Genomic DNA, 24,330 nt, shown 5'->3' with positions numbered 1-24,330 from the left:
GTTTTCATTGTTACCTTTTTTATTATGCATTCACTTTTTCTTTTGTTCGTGTAGTCTCTTCTTGCTCAATATTGATTGTTTCTTTTACGATATAAATCGGACGGTTTTTACTCTCGTCATAAATACGAGCAATATATTGGCCAACGATTCCAAGACCAAGTAACTGAATACCGCTAAAGAATGTAATAGCAACCATAATAGATGCCCAACCTGTTTGCGTACCAGTGCCAATAATTTTCACAGTAATTGTATATAGTAAGACAATTATTGAAATAAGAACTGATAATAAACCTAAAGACATAACGATGCGTAATGGTTTTGTCGAAAATGCAATAATGCCATCAGATGCAAATTTAATCATTTTCTTCAATGGATATTTTGTTTCACCAGCAAAGCGCTCATCACGTTCATATTCAACATACGTTTGACGGAAGCCAACCCAAGACATCATACCGCGGATGAAGCGATTTCGTTCAGTCATTTGATTGAAAACATCAGCTACTTTGCGATCGATGATTCTGAAATCACCAGTATCTTTTGGGATATCGATATCAGACATATAGTTTAAGAATTTATAGAAATATTTAGCTGTTAAAAGTTTAAACCAAGTTTCACCTTTACGTTGTTTACGTTTCGCATAAACAACTTCATATCCTTCTTCCCATTTTGCAATAAGTTCAGGAATAACTTCAGGTGGATCTTGTAAGTCTGCATCGATAATTACAATAGCGTCCCCTTTTGCAGCAGCAATTCCAGCTGTAACGGCTATTTGGTGTCCAAAGTTACGTGCGAAATTGACGATTTTTGTACGGTAATCATTTGCTGCAATCTCAGATAAGATTTCCATTGTACGGTCTGTACTACCGTCGTTTACAAAGACAAATTCGTAATTAATATCATTTTGAAGCATAACGGACTTTAGACGGTTATAACATTCCTGCGCTACTTCTTCCTCGAAGTACATAGGAACTACAACCGAAATTAATTTTTGCATGTTGTATCCTCCGTAGTTTTAATAAGTTGTTTAAGTTTAATTAGTAGCCTTTTCAGTTTGGTTGAATGTCCAAATTTTATTAAGGACAAAATTGATAACCATTCCGACACCAATTGCGAAAATCTGTGCAATTAACGCATTAAGGGTAAGTTTATCTACTAATATAAATAAACATAATGTATTAAAAGCAAATACAATTAAATTTACAGTTAGAAATTTAAAGAACATTGACGTGCTTTTATTATTAGGTTTAAACACCCAATTTTTATTCCAATAGTAGCTATTGGCAACACCAATTGAATAGGCAATGGTATTCGCAATCAGGTAGTTCATCCCAAATTTTAACAATATCCAAAAGCTAATAATTGTAATGAGCGTATTAAAGATTCCTACTAAACCAAACTTTAAGAGTTTCTCCATAATAGTATCCTCATCTTTATAAAATATATAAATAAAACAGGAAATGTAGAAAGGTTATTCGTACATAACAAATACTTATTATAGCATATTTTATGATGAAACGTTATTTATTTTGATTAGAGTGATTTTTTTAATAATTAGAAAAAATAGGTATTATATACAAAATATAGATAAATATATGATATGCTTTACGTACCACCGACAATTAAAAAGTATAGTGCGAACAAAAATAATATGTGTATTTTTTGTTTTGTGGTAAAAATGAATAGTCCTAAATTTTCATTATGTTTTTGTAATGGAGATAACGTTATTTTGAATACTAATCTTTAAAGGAGTAAATTGTTTTGAAATTATTTTTTAAAGATATGTCTAATTTTTCTACACGTGCGGTATATGTTATATACGTTTTTTTTACTTTAGTATTACTTATTAATTATTTTTCAGATATTCAAAAGTATAATTATGTAACATTATTAGTGGGTGTTTTATTATTATCTACAGTGGGAAGTTTTATCCTTAGAAAAAGTTCGCTATATCTAGAAAAATTAAGTGAAAAAAAATGCTTTTTTGTTTTAGTAATCGTTTGTTTTACATTCAAATTAGCGTGGGTGCTTAGGTACCAAATTCAACCATTGGTTGATTATGCTACGTTTTATTATACTGCAGAAGCACTAAGTGAAAACTTTGTCATTGATAATAGATACATCGCATTATTTCCACATATTTTTGGATATGCTTCGTTTTTAAGTGTTTTCATGAAAATCTTTGGGTCTAGTTATATGATACCACCTATTTTAAATGTTATTTTAACTACAATATCAATGGGATTAATATATGCTATATCTAGAAAAATTGGTGGGGTTAAAACTGCAATAACAGCAAGTGTTTTATGGATAGCGTTACCTTCTCAAACGATTTATAATATGTTTGCAATGTCAGAACCGCTCTATTGTACAGTACTGTTGTTGATTTGGCTTATTATGATAATGACTCATGAAAAAATCGCCAATATAAATATAAAACGATTACTTGTTTATTCCGTTTTAATAGCAGCGTTACTTGCATTTATGAATATGGTGCGACCAATTGCAGCAGTTCCAATTATTGCTCTATTGATATGGTTTTTTATTATAGATACAAAGCATATAGGGAATAAAAAAATATGGTTAAATAAGATAACGTATGTAGGAGTTATTGTTGTAGGATACCTTATTTTTTCCTCAGTAATAAATCAGTATATAACAGTACGTTTAGGTGAAGAGATAGCGTCAACCCCAGGGTATAACATTTATGTAGGATTTAATGAAGAAAGCTCGGGGAAATGGAATCGACCCGATGCTGAACTATTGTTTCATTATAGTAATAAACCAGGATGGAATGCGAATGATGCTCAACAGAAAATGCTAGAAGAAGCAAAAGAGAGGATAAAAAATGATAATATTGATTTTGTGAAATTATTCTCCAATAAATTCTTTGAGCTTTTAGGTGAGGATAGTGCAGCAGTTTCCTATGCTGATTCTGCATTAGATCATATAGTACGATATACAGTAGCATCTAATATGTTTTATTACTTCTTAATTGTTACTTCATTAGTAGGTGTATTGGTGGCTATTAAAAATAAAAACAAATCGTCTCTATTTATTATTTGCTTATACGCGATAGGATTAATAATGGCACAGTTGTTAGTAGAAGTGGCATCAAGATATCATTATTCAGCCACCATTTCAATGATCATTTTGGCTGCATTTGGTATAAATCATGCTTACAATAAAAAAGAAAATATAGATATACATGAAAAGGCATGAGCACGGTATTGCACCGGGCTCATGCCTTTTTAGTTCGTTTTAATGTGTTTTGATGATTAACTCTTCACTGGTTAAAGTTTAATTTTGTACTTTGGAGATTTTTCTGTCTGATATAAATCGATAGCACAAATATAGTCCATAACTTTGAATGATTGTAAAGCTAGGAATGATAAAGTATCGATATCTTGTTTGGTATTCAATCAAGAAGTGAACAGTTACATAACCAATTATTAATAGTAAAAATATTGTGTAATGCGTGTTGTTTTGCTTAGTAAATATGAGATATAGAAGTGCTAGCGTACCAAATAGCATAGCTGTCATATACATATACTTTTCATATTTCGTAAGGTCATTTTGTAAAGTAATCATATTATTATCTGTATTCCCCAGTGTTAGTAGACTCCATGATGGAGCGGAGTCGTAATCTGCCCACATGAGTGTAAACTTATCACCGAATAACGATAAAACCTTCTGTGGATCAGCTAGTCGCTCTTGAATCAGTTTCTTTTCAGCGGCTTTTCGTTCTTCGCCAATCTCAAAGGACATCATATATTCTGCATCTGTTGTAGAATAACCACCTTTTGTTTCATGATTAAGTCCTACTGTGAATTTCCAGAGAGGATCACGGTTGGATAGTGGGTATTGTGTAATTCCGGCAGATATAAATGAATAACTTATAATGTAATGAACAAGGTAAAATACGACGAAAATCCCACAAAGTTTTTTAATAGAAGTGAAAATATCTCGTTTCGATTTCCCTAACATACCGTGTAAAAAGAAATAAATAGTTACTGCAATTAGGATGATGCCACCAAGTGGGCGCATAATGTCCCCTAAAGAAAGCGATATCCCTATAAAAATCCACATATATTTATGGCTTAAGCCTTTTGTAATTAATAAATAAAATCCAAGGTAAAATAGGAATGTGGCAAGGTGCTGATTTGTTAGGACTGAGCTTAATACAATACTTGGGATATATAATGCATATATTAATCCCGCCACGCGTCCAGTCCACTCATTAAATATGTGAGAAGTTATTTTGTAAACTAATAATGTTGTTCCTGTGCAATATAACACATTTAAGAACTTTAGAAAGAAAGTCCCCTCACCGAATACATTAATAATCAAAGCTTGGTACATTGTAAATCCAAGCTGATAAACCCAAGAAGTATAATATATGCTTTGAGCAAAACTAAAATCGCCTTTAGTTGCTTGCACGGCTCCATTGTACATCATAGCAAAATCGGATTCGATGGGAGTTTGGATATTAAGAAACCAGATGAATCGAATAGAGAAGGCTAAAATGATAAGCGAAATAGTGAATAGTAGTTTTGACATATATTTATTGGCAATATAGCCAATAAATATAAATAGAAGGCCTATTAAAATGATACTTGGGATTATAATAAGTAAACGAGTGTCGGCCTGTGCTCTAACCACGGATATTGAGTCCAATGTAATAGCTGCAGAAATAATTAGACATAGTACTAATAAACATTTCACAAAAAATGTATTGAGTTTTAGAAAAAATGTACTTTGCATTATATATAAAAACTCCTTATCAAACTTTATGGTATTTTAAAACGAAATCCCTTTGCACGCTAAATAGCAGTGTAAAGGGATATTTTTTAGGGGATTAAGAATTTTCTTGGGCCCATTTTTCTACATCCCAAGTTTTTGTTATCCAATCTTCATAAAATTCTGGTTCGTGGCATACAAGAAGAATTGTTCCTTTGTATGCTTTCATCGCTTTTTTCAGCTCATCTTTTGCCGTAACATCAAGGTGGTTTGTTGGCTCATCAAAGAGTAGCCAGTTACTTTCTTCGCCCATTAGTTTACATAAACGAACTTTTGCTTGTTCGCCACCGCTTAATTGATTCAGTGGACGAGAGATATGTTCGTTTTTTAAACCGCATTTCGCTAACATTGCACGTACTTGATGTTGGTCTAAGCTAGGGAATGTATTCCAAACATCATCAATTGGTGTTATATTATCAGCTTTTACTTCTTGCTCGAAGTATGATGGGTTTAAGAAGTCACCAAGACTTGTTTTTCCGCTTAATGGTTTAATTTTACCTAAAATCGTTTTTAATAGTGTTGACTTACCGACACCATTACATCCAACAATTGCAATTTTTTCACCACGTTCAATTGTCATTGTTAATTTTGGTAATAACGCATGTGTATATCCAATCTCTACATTTTCCCCTTCGAAGACAAATCGACTACTTGCGCGACTTTCTTTAAAGGAGAACTCAGGCTTAATAGCTGTTTCAGGACGATCGATACGCTCCATGCGATCAAGTTGTTTTTGACGGCTCTTCGCACGGCCTGTAGTTGAGTAACGGGCTTTATTTTTTGCAATAAAATCTTCTTGCTTTTTAATAAATTCTTTTTGTTTTTCGTAAGCATTAATATGTTGATTTTTATTAATTTCTGCTAGTTCTAGGAATTTTTCATATGTCGCTGTATAACGCGTCATTTTTGTAAACTCTAGATGGAAAATAACATCGACACATTTATTCATAAATTCCGTATCATGGGAAATTAATAGGAATGCATGTGGATATTCTTTTAAATAATTTGTTAACCAATGAATATGTTCAACGTCTAGATAGTTGGTAGGCTCATCTAATAGTAATACTTCTGGTTGTTCAAGTAGTAACTTTGCAAGTAACACTTTTGTACGTTGTCCGCCACTTAATGCGGCAACATCACGATCTAAACCAATTGCGTCAATTCCAAGACCGCGCGCTGCTTCCTCAATTTTCATATCTAATAAATAGAAACCGCCTGCTTCAAGAGCATCTTGTATTTCTGCCATTTGCTCAAGAAGCTCTTCTAATTCTTCAGGTGTAGCAGTTCCCATTTTTTCTGTAACTTCATTTAAAGCTTTTTCTTTTTCAAATAAAGGTAAAAATGCATCTGCTAATATGTCACGAATTGTGCGGCCAGGTGTTAAAATTGTATGTTGGTCTAAGTAACCATAATTTGTACCAGGTGTCCATTCAACTCGGCCTTCATCATGGATAAGTTGACCAGTAATTATATTCATAAATGTTGATTTACCAACACCGTTTGCTCCAACTAATCCAACGTGTTCTCCTGCGAGTAAGCGCATGGATACATCTTTAAATAATGTACGATCACCAAATGTATGGCCTAATTTTTCAACAGTTAATAAGCTCATAATGTCCTCCGTTCAATTCTAAATAGTGTCTTGAATCATGATACTAAATTCTTCGATATAATGCTATCATTTCAAAAATATATAATGTAATTGACCAGCGGGGGATGCAATTACAAAGAATGATGGGTTGCTTTTCCAGAAATAAGCGGTCAAGAGAAATAAAAAATAAGGTGTAACCATTTAATAAAAGTGGTTACACCTTGTTTTTTTATTTTAAATATCCACGAACAATACCGCGTAAGCGATTTGCGTGGAATTTACGCTTATCATTAGAAATGTTTTGTGTCATACGGAATGTTGCGGCAGCGACAGCACGTAAGAAATAAGGGAATCCATAGTGTAAGCGAATAACCCTACCAAAACCACCAGCATAAGAAATAGCACGTTTTAATGATTGTTCATTAATAATTTCCTCTTTTACAGGATGGTATACGAACAGATCTTTTCTAAATAAACCAGTGTAATTTTGTTTCATTCCACGTAGCACAAAGTCAGTTTCTTCACCAGCTCCATAAATCGTGCCAGAACCAACACCTAAATCTTCATCAAATGTACCTACATCTTGTACAAATTGCTTTGTGAAGAATAGCGTGAAAGAAGGTCCCATGAATCCATACTTATTATTTAAAATAATGTCTGTATCCGGTGCGTGTATTAAAGAACCCGTTCCTTCCACATTTGTAGTGTTTGTTGAGATGAAATGAACATCTTTATTAGAGTTGAAAGTTTCTAATATACTCTCTAAAACATTTGTTTCATAAATACAATCATCATCTGGAAAAGCGATGAAATCACCATCTGCTACTTTTAAGCCTGCATTTCGAGCTCTCGATAGGCCTTTAATAGGTGTATAAATGTAGTGAATAGAAAATTTATCTTTATATTCATCAAATAAATCAGAGATTGGCGTATCATTTTGATCTACTACGATAAGTTCAAAGTTTTTGTAAGTTTGTTGTTCAAGTGATTTTAGTAAGTCAAGAATATCATCACGTCTGCCACAAGTAGCCATGATTAAAGAAAATTTCAAGTTTAACAGCTCCTTTTAGAGATTGCGTTTAAGCTTTTTTGAATCGTGCCAGTATCTTTTCAAGTAGTGAAAAGAGAATTTCATCCTTTGTTATAAAGAGGATGAGAGCATATGTTAATCCACACGTCATTATTACTAGGATAACTTGTAGTATTTGTCCGGATACGAGCATATCAATAACGAATGCTATCGGTACAAATGTTAGTGAATAAAATAGATATTTAAGTTTTTGTATATCGAATAACGTATAATTCACTTTTAATTTCTTTTTCACATAAATATATTCAAATGTGATTAAGAAACAATTCGCAATTGTTGTTGTGAAAATTGCGGTTGTTGGTGTAAGTACATGGAAGTATATTAGTGCAATATTGGATGCTAAGTTGATAAATCCACAAATGAATAAAAATCGCACTAAAATGCTTTCTTTCTTTTTCACATAAATAATTTGATTCGATAAAATGGACTCAATACCGACTGTAATCATATAGAAGGCGAAAACAATTAATGTATTACCAGCCTCAGCAAATTGTTGTCCACCGTAAATAACAACAGCTCCATGAGCAATGAGCATTAAACCAATTGAGGCAGGGAATAGGGTAATGAAATATACTTTTGAAATTTTGTTTAATAATGATTCGTATTCCATTTCAGATGCGTTCCCTGATAAGTAAGACAGTCTTGGAACGGTTACTTGTACAACACTTAACATAAGTGTATTAATAATCATCATAATTTGAAAAGCCATTACGTAATATGCAACTTCTTCTTTTCCAACATATACCCCTAAAACAAGACGATCTAATTGAGTATATAAAATATTAGCATTTGAAAAAATTAAGACTAATAGTAACGGTTTCAAATGAGGAATAATCGTTAAGTCGGAAAAATCAAATTTCACTTGGCGTTTCACATATATAAAGCTAATAGAGTGGTTTAAAAATGTCGATAATACTAATAAACCAGCATATGTTTTGTAATCGTCGACCCCATGAATGAAAGAGAAAAGAAGTACGACATAGATTAATCGAACGATAACTGTTTTTTTAGTGATGAAGTCATAATTTTCATATGCTTCATTGAACCATTCCACATAAAACATATTAGATATAAAGTTAAAACCGAAAATAAGAAGAACAGGAAATAGACTTTCATGTCCGTATCCAATATAACTAAAGAGCACAAAGCCTGATAAAGCCAAAATACTAGTTGTGAAATTAATTACATAGAGACTTGTAAATAATTTAGAAACTTTCTTTTTATCGTTTTTAATTAAGCTAATTTCACGTAAACCATATTGATATACACCAAATACGGCGAACACGAAGAAGTAATTGAAAAAAGTTTCAGCAAGATTAACGGTGCCGATTGAACTTGCTCCTAACGTTCGATATGCGTAAGGACCAACTAAAATTGGAAGTATAATATTAAACGTGTTGAGCAGTATTTTATAAAAAATATTTGAAGCAATTGATTTCTGCATAATTTCACCTTTCCATTAAAATAATCCAGTTTCATTAAAATACTTGCTATGTCATAGTAAGGTTTTTTTACTAGAGTTAATTCTCTCAATATAATGAAGTGTAAGGTGTTTTCTACACTGTTTACAAATCCTTAAATTGTTTTGTTGACCACCCGTATAAGTGTACCCTACATAAACTTTGTAAAGCAACTGTTGATGGGATAGAAGCGTATTATAAAGTGAAACTTTAATCAGTGGGGTTTTGTTCATCTCACGTTGATTATCAGCCCTCACCAATCGGGCATTTACGGGAAACGGGGCTCCTGCCGAATTTTAAGATGGGAGTTTTACAGCTCGAAAATAGCGGGATAAATGAGATTTTATCAATTAGAAAAAGTTAATAGTGAGCGGGTATGTATAAAAATATTACATAATATGTGTGAAAAGGAGTAATGGTTGTATGAAGGTGTGGAATTGTTTATAAAAAATGAGCGAATATGTGATAGCTATTCGCTCAGAAGATGTTTTAATGGTGAAAGTCTATATACTCCAAGGTTTACTTAAAGTTAAAACTTCAGCCATTTCCTTGCTTTTTACACGTCCTTTTTTCCTGTTTTCTGCACGCTCAGAACCAGTTGTGTGTAGCCAATGTTCTTCTTCAGTTTCCGGTAGTACTTGTGGGACAGATGAAGGTTTTCCATCTTTTAATGCAACGAATGTAATGAAACATGTTGCAGCTATTCTACGTTCGCCAGCTAATAAATTCTCTGCAATTACTTTTACGAACACTTCCATTGAAGACTTTCCTGTATAACATACGAATGCTTCGTAACAAACAGAATCAGCTTGGTGAATTGGAGTTAAAAAATCAACAGAATCGATAGATGCCGTTACGCAATGTTTCCGGCTATGTCTTGCAGCTGCAATTGAAGCGATACTATCAATTTCTGCTAATAATTTTCCTCCGAAAAGTGTTTGATGATTATTTAAATCGTTTGGAAAAACACGTGTTGTTTTAATTGCTTTGGATTCTCGCATAAATTTCTTTTCCATATGGTCAGCCCCTATTTCCTGTTTTCAATCAGAATTCCATGTATTGTAAGTGGAGTACAAAAAATTAAAAATCGATAGATATTTAATGAAGTAAAGAATTCCAGAAGAGGGTTAGTAAAACTTCTGTATTTGTATTCATGTAACTGAAAGAAAATTTATTACTATATAAAGTGTAGTGTAAAAGAGGATTCGCTTACATTGCAAGTGAAAAAATTAGGACCCTGTATTTGTCATAGAAATTCCCTATCAGCTGTGTACCTATTCATGATAGAATCGTTTTGTTATGAATGGAAATAGAGGTGCAATGGACATATGAATCATATACAAACAAATTTTTCGTCTTTTTTCAGTAAAATAATGATTGGTGCGATGCTCGCATTTTTTGTTTATAGTTGTTGGTCAGCATTTGAAACAAGTAAACAATTTTTTGGCGACAGTACAACAAGTGTAACAATCGTATTGGTTATTTTTGTTATTCTCATGCTGTTAGTAGCATCGATTTTACAGTATCGTTTTACAGAAAAACAATTTCTTGTTTTTCTTATAAGTACATCTATAATTGTTAGGCTTAGTATGGTTCTATTTGTAGATGTTCCAATAATTGGTGATATGAAAGCTATGTTTGAGTCTGCAAAGCAGATTGCAATTGGTAATAACGTAGAGAACATAGCGCAGTTGCCCTTTATTATTTATGAATCAATTATTATTCGTGTATTTGGCGATACAGTATTCGCATTGCAGTTATTTAATATTTTATTTTGCACAGGGACTGCATTTTTCATTTATCGTATTGCAGCAATGGTTTTTGGAGAAGAATGCGGCCGTATTGCCTCTGTATTTTACGCTTTATATATTCCGAATATATTTATGAGTTCCTTATTAACATCAGAATCGCTCGCAATATTTTTATTTTATTTGGCTTGTTACATACTTTTATATAAAGGTTTAGATCATCCTTATATGTGGGTACTTTCAGCAATTTTATTTGCATGTAGTAATATGATTTTCCCAATGGGGTTATTTCTTCCTATTTTTATTGCTGTATATGTGTTGTTAATTGAACTCTTTCAATCAGCAACGAAGCAAAAAGTACTATTAAAGATGATAGGGATACTTATTCTATTTTATAGTGTTCATTTTGGTGTGAGTTATGGAATTCAGACAATGGGAATGTCACAATATACAATTTCAAATGAGACGTATGTTCAATCTGTTTTAATTGGGAAAAGTAAAAATGAGGAAAAAACAACAAAGAATCAAAGCGTAACAGAGCATATTGATCAAAAGCTAAAAGAGATTGAAGAAGAAAGATTTAAACTTTTAAAGCCAGTAATTAATCAATTCTCAGGTGAGGGAATACATTCTATTCTATTTAAATGTGAAAAACTTATATACATAGCGGTAACATTATTTATGTCTATAGCTTTATTACACTTTCTTATTAAGAAACAACAAAACGAAGGGTATATGTTGTTCGTTTTGTTAATTGGCGGATACGTATTGTTAAGGCTCTTCCAAGTAGATATGGCATATTACAATCTTATCGTGCCAGCCTTGTTTATTTTGCAAAGCTTTGGTGTGTATATGAGTTATGTGTATTGTCAAAAAATATTCTTTAGAAAATAAAAAGAATCCAGTTTGGATTCTTTTTTTATGGATGGAAGATGAAGACTAAGAGTTAGCGGAGATAAAGAATCTCTACTGACATAAGTTTCACTCTATCGGTTTAGTTCCAGTTGTAAACTATCAGCTGTTAGAGCCATTTTTGAGGAATCGTCTTGAATTCCTTTCATTACTTGTGAAATGGTTTCTAACTCATTTTCAATTTTTTTATTCTGTTCTTTCGAGTTAGACATGTCTTTTACAATTTCTTGGAAGTATTGATCTGTTGCAGACATACCATCCGTTCCTTCAGATACGAGGGAGCTGATTTGTTTCACTGAAGAAGAGACACGAATAATTTGTTCATTTGTTTTTTCAACGAGCTTTGTAACGTTGAATATAGATTCTTTCGTTTGCTCCGATAACTTGCGAATTTCTCCAGCTACAACAGAGAAGCCCTTACCAAATTCCCCAGCACGAGCAGATTCAATAGCAGCATTTAGTGCGAGTAAATTTGTTTGCTCTGCAATTGATTTTACAATATCTATGATTTCATTAATTTTGTTAGAAATATTGAGAAGTTCATGAGTATCTGTAATGATCGTTTCCATGTTCGTTTGAATGTATTCCATTCGTTTATTTTGCTGATTTAATTGCTCTTTCCCTTTATTCGCTTTTTCTTCCGATGTTGTAGCTAATGAAGTACCTGTTTTGGCAATTTCTACAATAGTTTCAGATTTAGCGGTTAACTGTTGAATAGAAGCGCTCGTTTTTTCAGATACAGATGCTAGTTCTGTGGCAATATGCGTAATGGTCATAGCGGTTATTTCTTTTTCTTTTTCATGTTCTTTTTGCATTCTTTCATATTCAGATTCATAAGCCGAAATAACGAGTTCTTGTTCAAGGGTGAATAATTTATTTATCACGTTTATAGAATGTGAAAAGTCGTCAATTGTTTTAAATCTTGTTTGCAATATCTTCATGATAGAGCGGAATAATTCTTGATAAGCGGCAGTATACCATTTTCTATGTAAGCCAATTTGTACATGTCTTTTTGCAATTCGAACACGTTGTTCAATAAAATCTTCATGCATATCTCCGCTGAATAATTCTTTTATATGTGTTTTTAAAGTTTGCTTTAGTTTTGGAATAGAACTATAACGTTCAATAATAGTAATTAAATTTGGCTGTTTTGTAATATTGGCATAGAATTTTTCCGTAATCCAATCAATTTCTTCATAAATAAAGGGCTGTAGTATCTTTACGATTTGTAAATCTTCCTTTGAAATATGTAGCATATCCATTTGAATTTTCAATTCAGAATTAGTAGGCACGTTAAAAGTGATTTGTTGATCCTTACTTAATTCAAGTATACTGGCGTGTGTTTTATTTGTATGTTTTTTAAAAACCCCAAGCATCGTTCTTCCCTCCTGTATATAAAGCGTTTTCATTTTTAGTTATATTATAATTATATATTTTTATATACAATTACTCTACATTAGTGTGTAGAATAGTATATAAATTAAGAGAATTCTATGTAGAATTCTCTTAATGGCCTTTATTAATTTTAGCATGTGTTTTAAAGAAAACTGGGAAATGTACATTATATATTACAGTGACAACACGAATAGTGAATGTTACTAATAAACAAACATAGAAAGCTAATACGTGTGCCCCCATTGCATATGTGATTAGGAAACTAATTGCTCCTAAAATAGAAGCGATTGCGTAAATCTCTTTTCGGAATACGTAAGGGATATCTTGAGCACAAATGTCACGCAAAATACCGCCTCCAATACCTGTAATGACTCCCATTGAAACAACTAGGAATGAGGCGTCAACATGATGTGACATTGCCGCATTTGCACCAATGGCTGTAAAAACACCTAGGCCAACAGCATCAGAAAGCATAATAACGACTTGCAGTTTATTGATACGCTCAAAAAACATACAAGTGAATAATGCTGATAATACGCTTACGAAAAAGTAAATGGGTTTAACAAATGCGACAGGAGGCAGGTTACCGATCATAATATCACGAATAATACCGCCGCCGAGCGCAGTAGCTACAGCTAAACAAAGGACACCGAATAAATCTAAATCTTTTTTTAAACCAACTAATGTACCGGAAATAGCAGCGGCGATAATGCCAAGAAACGTAAATATGTCGATTAATAACATTGCTGTAATCCCTTCCTCCTAAAGATGTTCCAGAGAAAAAATATACACTAAAGTTATGTAAATAACAATGCATTTTCTTTACATGTAGAAAAAAAGAAAAAATGAGGAAAGAAAGCGCTTGAAAATGCAAATATGCTTTTTTCTATAAGGTAAGATTGGGGAGAAATGTGAGACGTTTAATTAAAAAATATATGTTATAATAAATATTTGAGATAAGAAAAAAATATTAACAGTATAGATTGAAATTAGGTAATAGTTATGGAGGTTCTAGATGTTAAGCGAAAATAGTAAAAGTAATAAATTTGAAAATTTTCTATTAATCTTTATTTTGTTGCAACCAATTTTAGATTTGCTCACGGCATTCTGTATAATGGTTTTAAAAATTGATACGACCATTGGAGTTATTACACGCTTATTCGTTATGTTCCTAAGCGGGATATATATTTTAATTCAAACGAAGAAACAAGGAAATATAAAATATATATTGTATATAATTTTAGTAGGAATAGTCTTCACCATCGGATTGGTAAATAATAAGTTTACAAAAGATCCTATGGTACTTACAGAGGAAATTAAGTTTATAGCAAAAGCATTATATCCGTTTGTTATGCTTACTTGTTATGTGTTTGTATTTAAGTCTTTAAAAGAAAAAAGCCATTCAAATTCAAAAATGCGTGACTATATTACGTATGCATCGCTAATTATAGGAGTAGTAATGGTAGCTTCGATTACTACTGGAACAGATTATAATAGTTATGAATGGGTAAAGTTAGGATCACGCGGTTGGTTTTATGCAGGTAACGAGCTAGGATCTATTTTAGCCATTATGTGTCCAATTGTTATTTTGTATTCAATCGAAAAAACAAAAAGTATAGGTAAAGCATACTATTGGATTCCTTCAATTTTAGTTGTTTATTCACTATTTGCAATTGGGACAAAGGTTGGCGTAGGAGCAATCTTTGGATCAATGGCTATCGCAGTTGTTATGTGCTTTATTCAAGCATTTACACAGCGTAAAGATGGAAAGAAACATGCCTATTTATTAAATGGTTTTCTTGCAATAACTGTATTTGTAGGCATATTGGCATATACACCTTTTTCACCGTTTATGAAAAATATGGGATTCCATTTCCAATTAATTGAACAAGAACAGAGTGCGAAAAAGGAAGAGAAAAAGAAGGAGGAAGCTAAAGAGCACAAACCTCCTGTGACAGAGCAAGAAAAAGAGAAAGAAAAAGCAAAAGAAAAAGTAGCGGAGAAGAAAGAAGAAACGCAAGCTCTTATTTTTAGTGGGCGTCAATTATTTGAACAGATGTATAAAGATTTCTATAATGAAGCCCCAATGTCTCAAAAATTATTAGGAATGGGTTATGCTGGTAACTATAAAGAACAGCCGAAATTAATTGAACGTGACTTCCATGACTGGTTCTATTCTTTCGGAATCATAGGGTTCATTTTACTTGTAATTCCATTCTTATACTTTGGTATTAAATTTATTGCATGTATATTTACTAAATTTAAACAAATATTCACAGTGAAATATGCAATGATGATTGCAGCAATACTTCTTGGATTAGGTATTTCATTCATGGCTGGTCATATTTTAATTGCACCTGGAGTGAGTTTCTACTTAGTATTAATCATGGCATATTTAATAGTTGACTTGGAAATTGAATGATAGAAAAATAAAAGCTAGCATATGTTAGCTTTTATTTTGTTATAGTAAATAAAAAGAAAAAATGGGGGATGTAAGAAATGAAAGTGTTGCATATGAATGCTGGTGCAGAAGAAGGTGGGGGGAAAACACATATTATTTCACTTTTATCTCAATTTTCAAAGGAAGAAGTGGAATTAATGGTATTTGAAGAAGGTGCGATTGCTAGAGAGGCGAGAAACCTTGGTATTCAAGTGCATGTTTTTACCCAATCATCTCGGTACGACCTATCAATTCTTTCAAAAATAAAAGCATTTATTAATGAAAATCAATTTGACATTGTGCATACACATGGCGCACGAGCAAATTTCTATCTCTCCCTCTTGAAAAAAGGTATAAAAGCGAAATGGATAATGACTGTCCACAGTGATCCAACTTTGGATTTTATGAAGAGGGGATTAAAAGGATGGGTATTTACGAAGTTAAATTTACGTTCTTTCAGGAAGGTAGATTTATTCTTTGCAATTACGGAAAATTTTAAGAGAAACATAATAAAACTAGGTGTACCAGAAGAGAAGATTTGTACGGTTTATAATGGAATCGAGTATGATAATACTCCAGCAAAACCTTATGATAAAAGTGAATTTGGTATCGATGAAGGAGTATTTACAGCGGTTCAAGTAGCGCGTCTTCATCCTGTTAAAGGTCACGATATTTTATTTGAAGCGTTGCAAAAAATTAAAATTCCAAATATAAAGGTGCTCTTGCTTGGTGATGGGCCTATAGAAGCAGAATTAAAAGAGATGGTGAAACAAAAGGGCTTAGAGGATAAGGTGATTTTTCTAGGTTTTCGTACAGATTCAAAAGAATTATATGCATCTGCACACATTAATTTATTAACCTCTTATAGCGAAAGCTTCCCTCTTGTTTTATTAGAAGCAGCTAATCAACGCTTAACATCTATTGCAACAAATGTAGGTGATATGAAAAAGTTAATAGTTGATGATACGTATGGATGGATTGTACCGATCGGTGATGCGAATTCGTTAGCAAGCGCGTTAGAAAATGCTTATGAAAAATGGTTGAATGGTGAATTAGAAGCGATGGGAAATCGTTTATATAATCATGCATCTACTCATTTCTCGCTAAAGAATTTGTATGAAGATACTTATAATGCATATAAAAAACTTTTACTGAAATAGAGAGGATAGTTAATCATGGAAGTAAAAACGGTTGATATTCTAGGTGTTCCTTTTTCTACAATGACAATGGATGAAACGATCCAATATTTGAAGGGACAACTAGAATTAGAGCGAACTCATACTTTTCAGGTAGTAACAGCAAATCCTGAAATTGTTATGTGTGCAAAAAAGGATGAAACATTCCATAAAACATTATTAAATACAGATTTAATTACACCTGACGGTATTGGAGTTGTAAAAGCAAGTGGTCTACTTGGTACACCCGTAAAGGAACGTGTAGCAGGTTTTGATTTAATGTGTAATCTATTTGCGAAGCTATCAGAAGAGAAGAAACCGGTATCTGTGTTCTTACTTGGTGCAAAACCGCATGTTGTACAAGCTGCAGCAGATCATTTAAAGAAGACGTATTCAGCTGTATCTATTGTGGGTACACAAGATGGGTACTTTAAACAAGAAGAAGAAGAGAATATCGTTTCTCGTATTCAAGAAGCAAAACCAGATTTATTACTTGTCGCGCTTGGTTTCCCAAGACAAGAGAACTTTATCCAAACTAATAAGCATCGTTTAGAAACGAAGATGGCTGTTGGAGTGGGCGGAAGTTTAGATGTATGGGCTGGAGAGGTAAAACGTGCACCAAAATGGATTCAAGCGATTAACTTAGAGTGGTTTTATAGATTGTGTAGTAATCCGACGCGCTGGCGTCGTCAGTTAGTATTAGCGGAATTTTTAAAAGAAGTCATGCGTTCGAAAAAGTAGCGAAATATCGCTACTTTTTTATTTGGTCATTTTTAATAAAACGAGGTTTTGCTCATCCACCACTGATCGTTATCCCTCACCAATCGGATGTTTAACGGCAGTTGATCTTCTATCTAACCTCTTTGCTTCAGCTGAATTTTGAGATGGGAGTCTTACTGCCCTCAAATAGTGGGATAAGTATTTTACTTTTTGGGAATGATGAAGGAGAATTTTTTTGTACGAAAGTATTTTACTTATACAATTCACACATGTAAAATGATGTGTAAAGACAGCTGTGTAAGGAGGACTTCTTATGGGCAAGGTGAAAGAAATTTCGAAGCGAAAGCTACTTGGTATAGCAGGGCTTGGTTGGTTATTTGATGCAATGGATGTTGGAATGCTTTCATTTGTAATGGTAGCATTGCAAAAAGATTGGGGATTAAGTACGCAAGAAATGGGATGGATAGGCAGCGTTAATTCAATTGGTATGGCTGTCGGAGCACTCGTTTTTGGAATACTATCAGATAAAATAGGGCGGAAATCAGTCTTTATTATTACATTATTACTATTTTCTATCGGTAGTGGTTTAACTGCTTTAACGACGACATTTGCGATGTTCCTTGTGTTACGATTTTTAATTGGTATGGGGCTTGGCGGAGAGCTTCCAGTTGCTTCTACATTAGTATCAGAGAGTGTTGAAGCACATGAACGTGGCAAAATAGTTGTGCTATTAGAAAGCTTTTGGGCGGGTGGATGGTTAATTGCAGCTCTTATCTCGTATTTTGTAATTCCGAAATATGGTTGGGAAGTTGCAATGGTGTTGAGCGCGGTTCCGGCACTATATGCTTTATATTTAAGATGGAATTTACCGGATTCACCGAGATTCCAAAAGGTTGAAAAAAGACCATCCGTTATTGAAAATATAAAGTCAGTTTGGTCTGGGGAATATCGTAGGGCAACAATTATGTTATGGATTCTATGGTTTTCTGTTGTCTTTTCTTATTATGGGATGTTCCTTTGGTTACCTAGTGTAATGGTATTAAAAGGATTTAGTTTAATAAAAAGTTTCCAGTATGTACTTATCATGACGTTAGCTCAATTGCCAGGATATTTCACAGCGGCTTGGTTTATTGAACGACTTGGTCGTAAGTTTGTTTTAGTTACGTATTTAATCGGTACAGCGTGTAGTGCTTACTTGTTTGGTGTGGCGGAGTCATTAACAGTATTAATCGTAGCAGGCATGTTACTATCCTTCTTTAATTTAGGTGCTTGGGGTGCATTATACGCTTATACACCGGAACAGTATCCAACGGTTATTCGTGGTACAGGTGCAGGGATGGCAGCAGCATTCGGTCGTATTGGTGGTATTCTTGGGCCGCTATTAGTAGGATATTTAGTTGCTTCACAGGCTTCATTATCACTAATATTTACGATTTTCTGTGGATCAATTTTAATTGGTGTAGTTGCTGTAATTGCGCTTGGGCAAGAAACGAAGCAGCGAGAATTAGCATAAGGTGAGGGGGTATCTCTCACTGATTATTAGCCAGCACCAATTGCGTTTTTGGGGCAGTAAAATTTCGCATTCAGTGAGTTTTATTACCTACAAATAATGGAATAAAAGGGCAGGGGGAACCGTCGTGGTTTCCTTTTTTCTGTTTTTTTAGATAAATAATGGTATAGTAAGAAAAAGGGAATGTTTCTTATAAAAGCGAATGTATACAACAGGACATATGGACAAAAGAATTAGGTGGTTGAAGAAATGAAAATTTTACTGATCATGGAAGAAGTAGAAGAGCGAAGAAGTTTAGCTGAGAAATTCACTGAAAATATAAAGAATGTAGAATGTTTTGAAGCGAATACGGGAACAGAATCATTATTTATCATGAAAAAGCATACACCAGATTTTGTTTTCTTGAATTCAAAATTATTAGATGGAACTGGTTTTGAATATGCGAGTTTATTACGGGAAGTAAATTGTTATACGAAATTGATTTTTATGGGTGAAGATATAGAAGAGTCGATTACGGCATTTCGTTTTCAAGCATTCTATTATTTACTACGCCCATTTCGTGAGGAAGATTTGCAATTCCTTTTATATAGAATGTGTAAAGAGCAAGGCGAGAAAGCAAAGAGTTATTTGCGAAAACTACCGATAGAAGGTCAAGAGGGGATTAGATATATTTTCCCTGAAGATATTGTATATATAAGCAAAAATAAGGAAAACAAAACGGTTTCAATTTATACAACGAATAATCAGTATATTTCAACATATACACTGCAGGAGCTGGAAAATAAGTTAAATGCATATGATTTTTTACGCGTACATAAAAGTTATTTAATTAATATGTCATATGTACAAGAACTAAAACCTTATTATAATGGCACATATAATTTGTATTTAGATAAATATGATGAGCAACCGATTCCAGTTAGTCGGAATTACGTGAAAAAACTTCGAAATAAAATAGAATTATAGTAGATAATGCGAAATTTTTAACATGATAAACTAAAAATCCTTCATGATAAGGAGGATTCAAATTAAATATTCAGAAAATTTAGTACAATCCCACTAAGCAATAGTATTGGGGGGATTGTATGTGAAAACATTGAAGTCGATTTTACTATGGGGAGTTATTGCAGCAGTAGGCGCAGGTGCTTTTGGTGTAATAGCTTTATCACAAGGTGAAACCATTAATGCCGTGTGGCTCTTAGTAGCTGCGGTATGTGTGTATGCAGTTGCTTATCGATTTTATAGTAGATTTATAGCGAGAAAGGTATTTGGTTTAGATAATAATCGGCAAACGCCAGCCCATACATTAAACGATGGAAAAGATTATGTTCCGACAAATAAGTGGGTATTATTTGGGCACCATTTTGCAGCAATTGCTGGGGCAGGCCCTTTAGTAGGACCTATTTTGGCAGCGCAAATGGGATATTTACCAGGGACAATATGGATTATTGTTGGGGTAGTTGTCGCTGGAGCTGTACAAGATTTTGTAATTTTATTTGCTTCGATGAGACGGAATGGTAAATCTTTGGGAGAAATGATTAAAGATGAGATCGGTCCTGTTACAGGGCTTATTGCAATGATAGGCATTTTAGGCATTATGATTATTTTATTAGCGGTATTAGCATTAGTAGTAGTAAAGGCGCTTGTCGGAAGTCCGTGGGGAATGTTTACAATAGCAGCAACGATTCCTATCGCTATTTTAATGGGAGTGTATATGCGCTACATTAGGCCTGGCCGGGTTGGTGAAGGGTCAGTAATCGGAATTATTCTACTTATACTGTCTCTTATTGGAGGACAGTATGTAGCAGAACATCCAACGCTTGCAAGCATGTTCACGTTTAGCGGTGAAACGATTGCTATTATGCTTATTGTATATGGATTTATCGCATCGGCCTTACCAGTTTGGATGCTTTTAGCACCACGTGATTATTTAAGCACATTTTTAAAAGTTGGAACAATTGTTGGATTAGCAATCGGTATTTTAATTGTAGCACCAGATTTACAAATGCCAGCAGTTTCGAAATTTATCGATGGAACAGGTCCTGTTTTCTCTGGAAACTTATTCCCATTCTTATTTATTACAATTGCTTGTGGTGCGGTGTCTGGATTCCATGCTCTCGTTTCATCAGGTACGACGCCAAAAATGATCGAACAAGAGGGACATGCACAGCCAATCGGTTATGGGGCAATGTTAATGGAGTCATTTGTAGCGGCGATGGCGATGATTGCAGCTTGTGTATTAACACCAGGAACGTATTTTGCAATTAATAGTCCCGCAGCACTTATCGGTACGGATGTCTCGCAGGCAGCTCAAGTTATTTCTTCATGGGGATTTGCTATTACACCAAATGAACTAAAAGATCTTGCTGTAAACGTTGGAGAACAAACAATTTTATCACGCACAGGTGGTGCACCAACGTTAGCGATAGGTATGGCATATATTTTCTCACAAGTAATAGGTGGAACGGCCATGATGGCCTTTTGGTATCATTTTGCGATTCTCTTTGAAGCGCTATTCATTTTAACAACGATTGATGCTGGAACGCGTGTAGGCCGATTTATGATTCAAGATATTTTAGGGCATGTATATAAGCCATTTGGGAAAACGGATTCTACATTAGCGAATGTGATAGCTACAACGTTATGTGTATTAGGATGGGGTTATTTCTTATACCAAGGGGTAGTAGATCCGCTTGGTGGAATTAATACATTATGGCCACTTTTCGGTATTGCAAATCAAATGTTAGCAGGGATTGCATTATTACTTGGAACGACAATTTTATTCAAAATGGGGAAAAAGGCATATGTTTGGGTAACACTTATTCCAACTGTCGGATTGCTTATTGTAACGATGACGGCGGGGTATCAAAAGCTATTTCATGAAAATCCTAAAATAGGATTTCTATCTCATGCAAAGGTGTTTCAGGGAGCATTAGATGAAGGAAAAGTGTTAGCACCAGCTAAAAATATCGCTCAAATGAAGCAAATTATTTTCAATGATTATATTGATGCAGCGCTTTGCGGGATTTTTATGATAGTTGTAATCGCTGTATTAATTTCTGCAATTCGAATTTGGATTCAAGTATTAAGAAATAAGCCGATGCCGCTAAAAGAGGCGCCATATATTTCTAGAGATGAAAGTGAGTCGAGGAACTATTATGCTTAAACGACTATGGAAAGTATGGGGACAAAGAAAACACTTTATTAGTTTACTTGTTGGGGTACCAAGTTATGAAACATATGTAGAGCATATGAAAAAGCATCATCCAGAAGAAGAGGTTGTCTGTCAAAAACAATTTTTTGCAGAAGCGCAAGAGGCTAGATTTAATGCAAAGGGCGGAAAGATATCACGCTGTTGTTAATAAAAAGGGCGAATTTTCGTCCTTTTTTATTTTTTGCTGTTTCACGTGGAACAGCAAAAAATAAAAAGCTTTGGGAATTATAGGTATCTCGTATACAATAAAATAAGGAAAGGGATAGATAGAAAAGTAGGGAGATTATTTTATGTTAAGGGACTTATTTGTAAACACGACAATTATTCTTTCCTTTATTTTTGTTGGAGGTCAGCTCTTAAGAGATAAACCGTTAAAAGAAGGGTTCTCTTTTTGGCAGAAATGTGTAGTAGGTATTCTTACTGGAATATTAGGTATATTACTAATGTATTTTGGTGTTCATGTTGGTACCATCCTATTGGATTTGCGCTACTTAGCTGTTATTCTAGCCGTTATAATTGGAGGTCCAATAGCAAGTACTATAGCTGTTAGTATGATTTTAGTAACTAGGTTATTATTTATGGATTATTCATTAGCTTCTCAAGTAGCTTTTTATACAATTGTTGCGATAGGAGTAGGTAGTATTTTTATTTCACGTCTAAATCTTTCTCTAGGAGAAAAGTGGGCATGGTTACATACATATATTTTATCTATTCTAATCCCCTCACTATATATATGGTTAATTAAAGATATTACCATCGTGGGATTATATTTAATTTCTAGTATTATTACAGGCTACATAACATTCATAAGTGCAAATTACGTTTTACAATCCAATGAGTTATTTCAAACGATGAAGCAATATGCAACGATAGACGCATTGACAGGTCTAGGAAACGTAAGACAGTTTGATTTAGAGATGAATCGTCATATTGGTAATAAGCGCATGAAAAATGATTCACTTTGTTTACTACTTATAGATATTGATCATTTTAAGTGTGTAAATGATACGTATGGGCATCCTGCGGGAGATGAAGTATTAAAACAAATGGGGCATATTTTACGAGAAGTTTCAATGTTTCCGGATTTGACTTTTCGAAAGGGTGGAGAAGAGTTCGCGCTTTTGATACCAAAGAAGGGATTAGCTTATGGAATGCGTATGGGGGAACAAGTTCGCACGGCTGTTGAAAACCATCCATTTCAATTGCTAAATGGAACAAAAATAAAAATTACAGTTTCAGTAGGAATTTCAGTGTATGAAGAATCACCAGAGCGATTTATTCAAGCTGCTGATGATGCATTATATTACTCCAAAAGAAATGGTAGAAATCAGGTTAGTTCTGCATCTTAAAGATAGGATGACCAGAAGTACTTATAAAAAAACACCCACAGAGAGGAAATATATAAACTCTGTGGGTGTTTTCATTTATATGTTAGACAAGTTCTTTTGATGCAACGAATTTACGATATGCACCGTGGTGTGTTGGACCTACGTATTCGTTGATTTTGAATGAATAACGGATAGCAGCTGTGATAAAATCTTTAGCAGTCTTTACTGCTTCTTTCACAGGTTTTCCTTTTGCAAGTTCTGCTGTAATTGCAGCAGAATATGTGCAACCTGCGCCGTGTGTATTTGTCGTATCAATTTTTTCTGATTCTAGAAGATCGAATGTTTCTCCATCATATAGGACGTCGATTGCTGTTTCCGTACCAAGCTTGCTACCGCCTTTAATTAGAACGTATTTCGCGCCTAAAGCGTGGATTTTTTTCGCTGCTTCTTTCATGTCTTCAAGAGAATTAATCTTTACGCCACTTAATTGATAAGCTTCAAATAAGTTTGGTGTTACAACTAATGCCTTTGGAACAAGAACGTCACGTAGGCAATCATTCGTTTCAGGGTGTAATGCTTCATCAGCACCTTTACATACCATAACAGGGTCAACTACTACATTTTTGAAATCATGTTTTTCGATTGTTTCAGCAACCATTTCAATAATTTCTACTGATCCAAGCATACCTGTTTTTAAAGCATCTACTCCAACACCTTCAATTGTCGTTTCTAATTGTGGTTTTAATGTAGAAGCTGGGATTGGAAATACGTTATGTGCCCAACCGTTATGTGGATCCATCGTTACGATTGTCGTAAGAGATGTCATTCCGTATACACCAAGTTCTTGGAATGTTTTTAAATCTGCTTGTATACCAGCACCACCACTTGTGTCAGAACCAGCGATAGTAAGTGCTTTATTTAATGTCATTATGAAATCCCCCTCAAGTGAT

20 protein-coding genes and 1 pseudogene are annotated in these 24,330 nt (G+C 33.8%); 10 read left to right on the top strand and 11 right to left on the bottom strand.

From position 1 onward, the window contains the following. Positions 1-22 precede the first annotated feature (22 nt). Positions 23-994, bottom strand: a complete 972-nt coding sequence (locus KZZ19_RS26625; protein ID WP_237981161.1) for a glycosyltransferase family 2 protein — start codon at positions 992-994, stop codon at positions 23-25. Between the two features lie 36 nt (positions 995-1,030). After that, on the bottom strand, positions 1,031-1,414 hold the full coding sequence (locus KZZ19_RS26620) for a GtrA family protein (protein WP_237981162.1): 384 nt from the start codon (positions 1,412-1,414) through the stop codon (positions 1,031-1,033). Between the two features lie 344 nt (positions 1,415-1,758). On the opposite strand from KZZ19_RS26620, the gene KZZ19_RS26615 reads away from it, so the two are divergent. Beyond that, positions 1,759-3,219 (top strand): glycosyltransferase family 39 protein, encoded by a 1,461-nt coding sequence (locus KZZ19_RS26615; RefSeq protein ID WP_237981163.1) that lies wholly within the window; start codon positions 1,759-1,761, stop codon positions 3,217-3,219. 78 nt (positions 3,220-3,297) lie between these two features. Here KZZ19_RS26615 and KZZ19_RS26610 read toward each other — a convergent pair whose 3' ends face one another. From KZZ19_RS26610 to KZZ19_RS26590, 5 genes are all read right to left on the bottom strand, one after another. After that, positions 3,298-4,761 (bottom strand): ArnT family glycosyltransferase, encoded by a 1,464-nt coding sequence (locus tag KZZ19_RS26610; RefSeq protein ID WP_237981164.1) that lies wholly within the window; start codon positions 4,759-4,761, stop codon positions 3,298-3,300. A 94-nt stretch (positions 4,762-4,855) separates the two neighbouring features. Next, a complete protein-coding gene (locus KZZ19_RS26605; RefSeq protein WP_098342277.1) occupies positions 4,856-6,409 on the bottom strand; it encodes an ABC-F family ATP-binding cassette domain-containing protein in 1,554 nt (517 codons plus the stop codon). 208 nt (positions 6,410-6,617) lie between these two features. Further along, positions 6,618-7,439, bottom strand: a complete 822-nt coding sequence (locus KZZ19_RS26600) for a glycosyltransferase family 2 protein (protein ID WP_088098574.1) — start codon at positions 7,437-7,439, stop codon at positions 6,618-6,620. A gap of 28 nt (positions 7,440-7,467) precedes the next feature. Then, entirely contained in the window at positions 7,468-8,922 is a 1,455-nt protein-coding gene (locus tag KZZ19_RS26595; protein WP_001172393.1) for an oligosaccharide flippase family protein, read from the bottom strand. Positions 8,923-9,441: 519 nt separating this feature from the next. Continuing rightward, positions 9,442-9,954: an acyl-CoA thioesterase gene (locus KZZ19_RS26590; protein WP_048560471.1), complete on the bottom strand. Its 513-nt coding sequence runs from the start codon at positions 9,952-9,954 to the stop codon at positions 9,442-9,444. Positions 9,955-10,266: 312 nt separating this feature from the next. Between KZZ19_RS26590 and KZZ19_RS26585 the strand changes: the two genes are divergently transcribed. Beyond that, on the top strand, positions 10,267-11,580 hold the full coding sequence (locus KZZ19_RS26585) for an ArnT family glycosyltransferase (RefSeq protein ID WP_088098572.1): 1,314 nt from the start codon (positions 10,267-10,269) through the stop codon (positions 11,578-11,580). A gap of 92 nt (positions 11,581-11,672) precedes the next feature. Here the strand turns inward: KZZ19_RS26585 and KZZ19_RS31235 are convergent, their stop codons facing one another. From KZZ19_RS31235 to KZZ19_RS26575, 3 genes and pseudogenes are all read right to left on the bottom strand, one after another. After that, positions 11,673-12,482: a methyl-accepting chemotaxis protein gene (locus tag KZZ19_RS31235; RefSeq protein WP_432442731.1), complete on the bottom strand. Its 810-nt coding sequence runs from the start codon at positions 12,480-12,482 to the stop codon at positions 11,673-11,675. Beyond that, a pseudogene (locus KZZ19_RS31230) lies at positions 12,477-12,854 on the bottom strand (protoglobin family protein); the annotation flags it as partial. The pseudogene KZZ19_RS31230 and the gene KZZ19_RS31235, both read right to left, overlap by 6 nt. Before the next feature lie 250 nt (positions 12,855-13,104). After that, complete coding sequence (locus KZZ19_RS26575; RefSeq protein WP_088098570.1) at positions 13,105-13,737, bottom strand: trimeric intracellular cation channel family protein; 633 nt, start codon at positions 13,735-13,737, stop codon at positions 13,105-13,107. Positions 13,738-14,008: 271 nt separating this feature from the next. Between KZZ19_RS26575 and KZZ19_RS26570 the strand changes: the two genes are divergently transcribed. The 8 genes from KZZ19_RS26570 to KZZ19_RS26535 all read left to right on the top strand — a co-directional run bounded on the left by KZZ19_RS26570 (position 14,009) and on the right by KZZ19_RS26535 (position 23,401). Then, a complete protein-coding gene (locus KZZ19_RS26570) occupies positions 14,009-15,415 on the top strand; it encodes an O-antigen ligase family protein (protein WP_237981166.1) in 1,407 nt (468 codons plus the stop codon). Positions 15,416-15,492: 77 nt separating this feature from the next. Further along, the gene (locus KZZ19_RS26565) at positions 15,493-16,593 is read left to right on the top strand and encodes a glycosyltransferase family 4 protein (RefSeq protein ID WP_237981167.1); all 1,101 of its coding nucleotides are present in this window, start codon (positions 15,493-15,495) and stop codon (positions 16,591-16,593) included. A gap of 15 nt (positions 16,594-16,608) precedes the next feature. After that, on the top strand, positions 16,609-17,349 hold the full coding sequence (locus KZZ19_RS26560) for a WecB/TagA/CpsF family glycosyltransferase (RefSeq protein ID WP_348638017.1): 741 nt from the start codon (positions 16,609-16,611) through the stop codon (positions 17,347-17,349). 292 nt (positions 17,350-17,641) lie between these two features. Continuing rightward, entirely contained in the window at positions 17,642-18,841 is a 1,200-nt protein-coding gene (locus tag KZZ19_RS26555; RefSeq protein WP_237981168.1) for an MFS transporter, read from the top strand. Positions 18,842-19,087: 246 nt separating this feature from the next. After that, positions 19,088-19,804 carry a LytR/AlgR family response regulator transcription factor gene (locus tag KZZ19_RS26550; protein WP_088098565.1) on the top strand — a complete coding sequence of 239 codons (717 nt, stop codon included), beginning with the start codon at positions 19,088-19,090 and terminating at the stop codon, positions 19,802-19,804. A 121-nt stretch (positions 19,805-19,925) separates the two neighbouring features. After that, entirely contained in the window at positions 19,926-22,004 is a 2,079-nt protein-coding gene (cstA, locus tag KZZ19_RS26545; RefSeq protein WP_237981169.1) for a carbon starvation CstA family protein, read from the top strand. Further along, the gene (locus KZZ19_RS26540; protein ID WP_063223950.1) at positions 21,997-22,200 is read left to right on the top strand and encodes a YbdD/YjiX family protein; all 204 of its coding nucleotides are present in this window, start codon (positions 21,997-21,999) and stop codon (positions 22,198-22,200) included. Before cstA ends, KZZ19_RS26540 begins: the two co-directional genes overlap by 8 nt. A 142-nt stretch (positions 22,201-22,342) precedes the next feature. Beyond that, positions 22,343-23,401, top strand: a complete 1,059-nt coding sequence (locus KZZ19_RS26535; RefSeq protein ID WP_237981170.1) for a GGDEF domain-containing protein — start codon at positions 22,343-22,345, stop codon at positions 23,399-23,401. Between the two features lie 82 nt (positions 23,402-23,483). Here the strand turns inward: KZZ19_RS26535 and pdxK are convergent, their stop codons facing one another. Beyond that, the gene (gene pdxK / locus KZZ19_RS26530) at positions 23,484-24,308 is read right to left on the bottom strand and encodes a pyridoxine/pyridoxal/pyridoxamine kinase (protein WP_237981171.1); all 825 of its coding nucleotides are present in this window, start codon (positions 24,306-24,308) and stop codon (positions 23,484-23,486) included. Positions 24,309-24,330 lie beyond the last annotated feature (22 nt).

It is taken from the genome of Bacillus thuringiensis, from assembly GCF_022095615.2.
In the GTDB taxonomy this organism is placed as follows: Bacteria; Bacillota; Bacilli; order Bacillales; family Bacillaceae_G; genus Bacillus_A; species Bacillus_A cereus_AG.
This window is presented reverse-complemented; position numbering and strand designations above follow the sequence as displayed.

Bases quoted from the DNA above. Each gene is read 5' to 3' on its own strand.
- KZZ19_RS26565 (WP_237981167.1), top strand. From the start codon at position 15,493: ATGAAAGTGTTGCATATGAATGCTGGTGCAGAAGAAGGTGGGGGGAAA.
- KZZ19_RS26625 (WP_237981161.1), bottom strand. From the start codon at position 994: ATGCAAAAATTAATTTCGGTTGTAGTTCCTATGTACTTCGAGGAAGAA.
- KZZ19_RS26555 (WP_237981168.1), top strand. From the start codon at position 17,642: ATGGGCAAGGTGAAAGAAATTTCGAAGCGAAAGCTACTTGGTATAGCA.
- KZZ19_RS26575 (WP_088098570.1), bottom strand. From the start codon at position 13,737: ATGTTATTAATCGACATATTTACGTTTCTTGGCATTATCGCCGCTGCT.
- pdxK (WP_237981171.1), bottom strand. From the start codon at position 24,308: ATGACATTAAATAAAGCACTTACTATCGCTGGTTCTGACACAAGTGGT.
- KZZ19_RS26585 (WP_088098572.1), top strand. From the start codon at position 10,267: ATGAATCATATACAAACAAATTTTTCGTCTTTTTTCAGTAAAATAATG.
- KZZ19_RS26535 (WP_237981170.1), top strand. From the start codon at position 22,343: ATGTTAAGGGACTTATTTGTAAACACGACAATTATTCTTTCCTTTATT.
- KZZ19_RS26560 (WP_348638017.1), top strand. From the start codon at position 16,609: ATGGAAGTAAAAACGGTTGATATTCTAGGTGTTCCTTTTTCTACAATG.
- KZZ19_RS26620 (WP_237981162.1), bottom strand. From the start codon at position 1,414: ATGGAGAAACTCTTAAAGTTTGGTTTAGTAGGAATCTTTAATACGCTC.
- KZZ19_RS26610 (WP_237981164.1), bottom strand. From the start codon at position 4,761: ATGCAAAGTACATTTTTTCTAAAACTCAATACATTTTTTGTGAAATGT.
- KZZ19_RS26540 (WP_063223950.1), top strand. From the start codon at position 21,997: ATGCTTAAACGACTATGGAAAGTATGGGGACAAAGAAAACACTTTATT.
- KZZ19_RS26590 (WP_048560471.1), bottom strand. From the start codon at position 9,954: ATGGAAAAGAAATTTATGCGAGAATCCAAAGCAATTAAAACAACACGT.
- KZZ19_RS26595 (WP_001172393.1), bottom strand. From the start codon at position 8,922: ATGCAGAAATCAATTGCTTCAAATATTTTTTATAAAATACTGCTCAAC.
- KZZ19_RS26605 (WP_098342277.1), bottom strand. From the start codon at position 6,409: ATGAGCTTATTAACTGTTGAAAAATTAGGCCATACATTTGGTGATCGT.
- KZZ19_RS26550 (WP_088098565.1), top strand. From the start codon at position 19,088: ATGAAAATTTTACTGATCATGGAAGAAGTAGAAGAGCGAAGAAGTTTA.
- KZZ19_RS26570 (WP_237981166.1), top strand. From the start codon at position 14,009: ATGTTAAGCGAAAATAGTAAAAGTAATAAATTTGAAAATTTTCTATTA.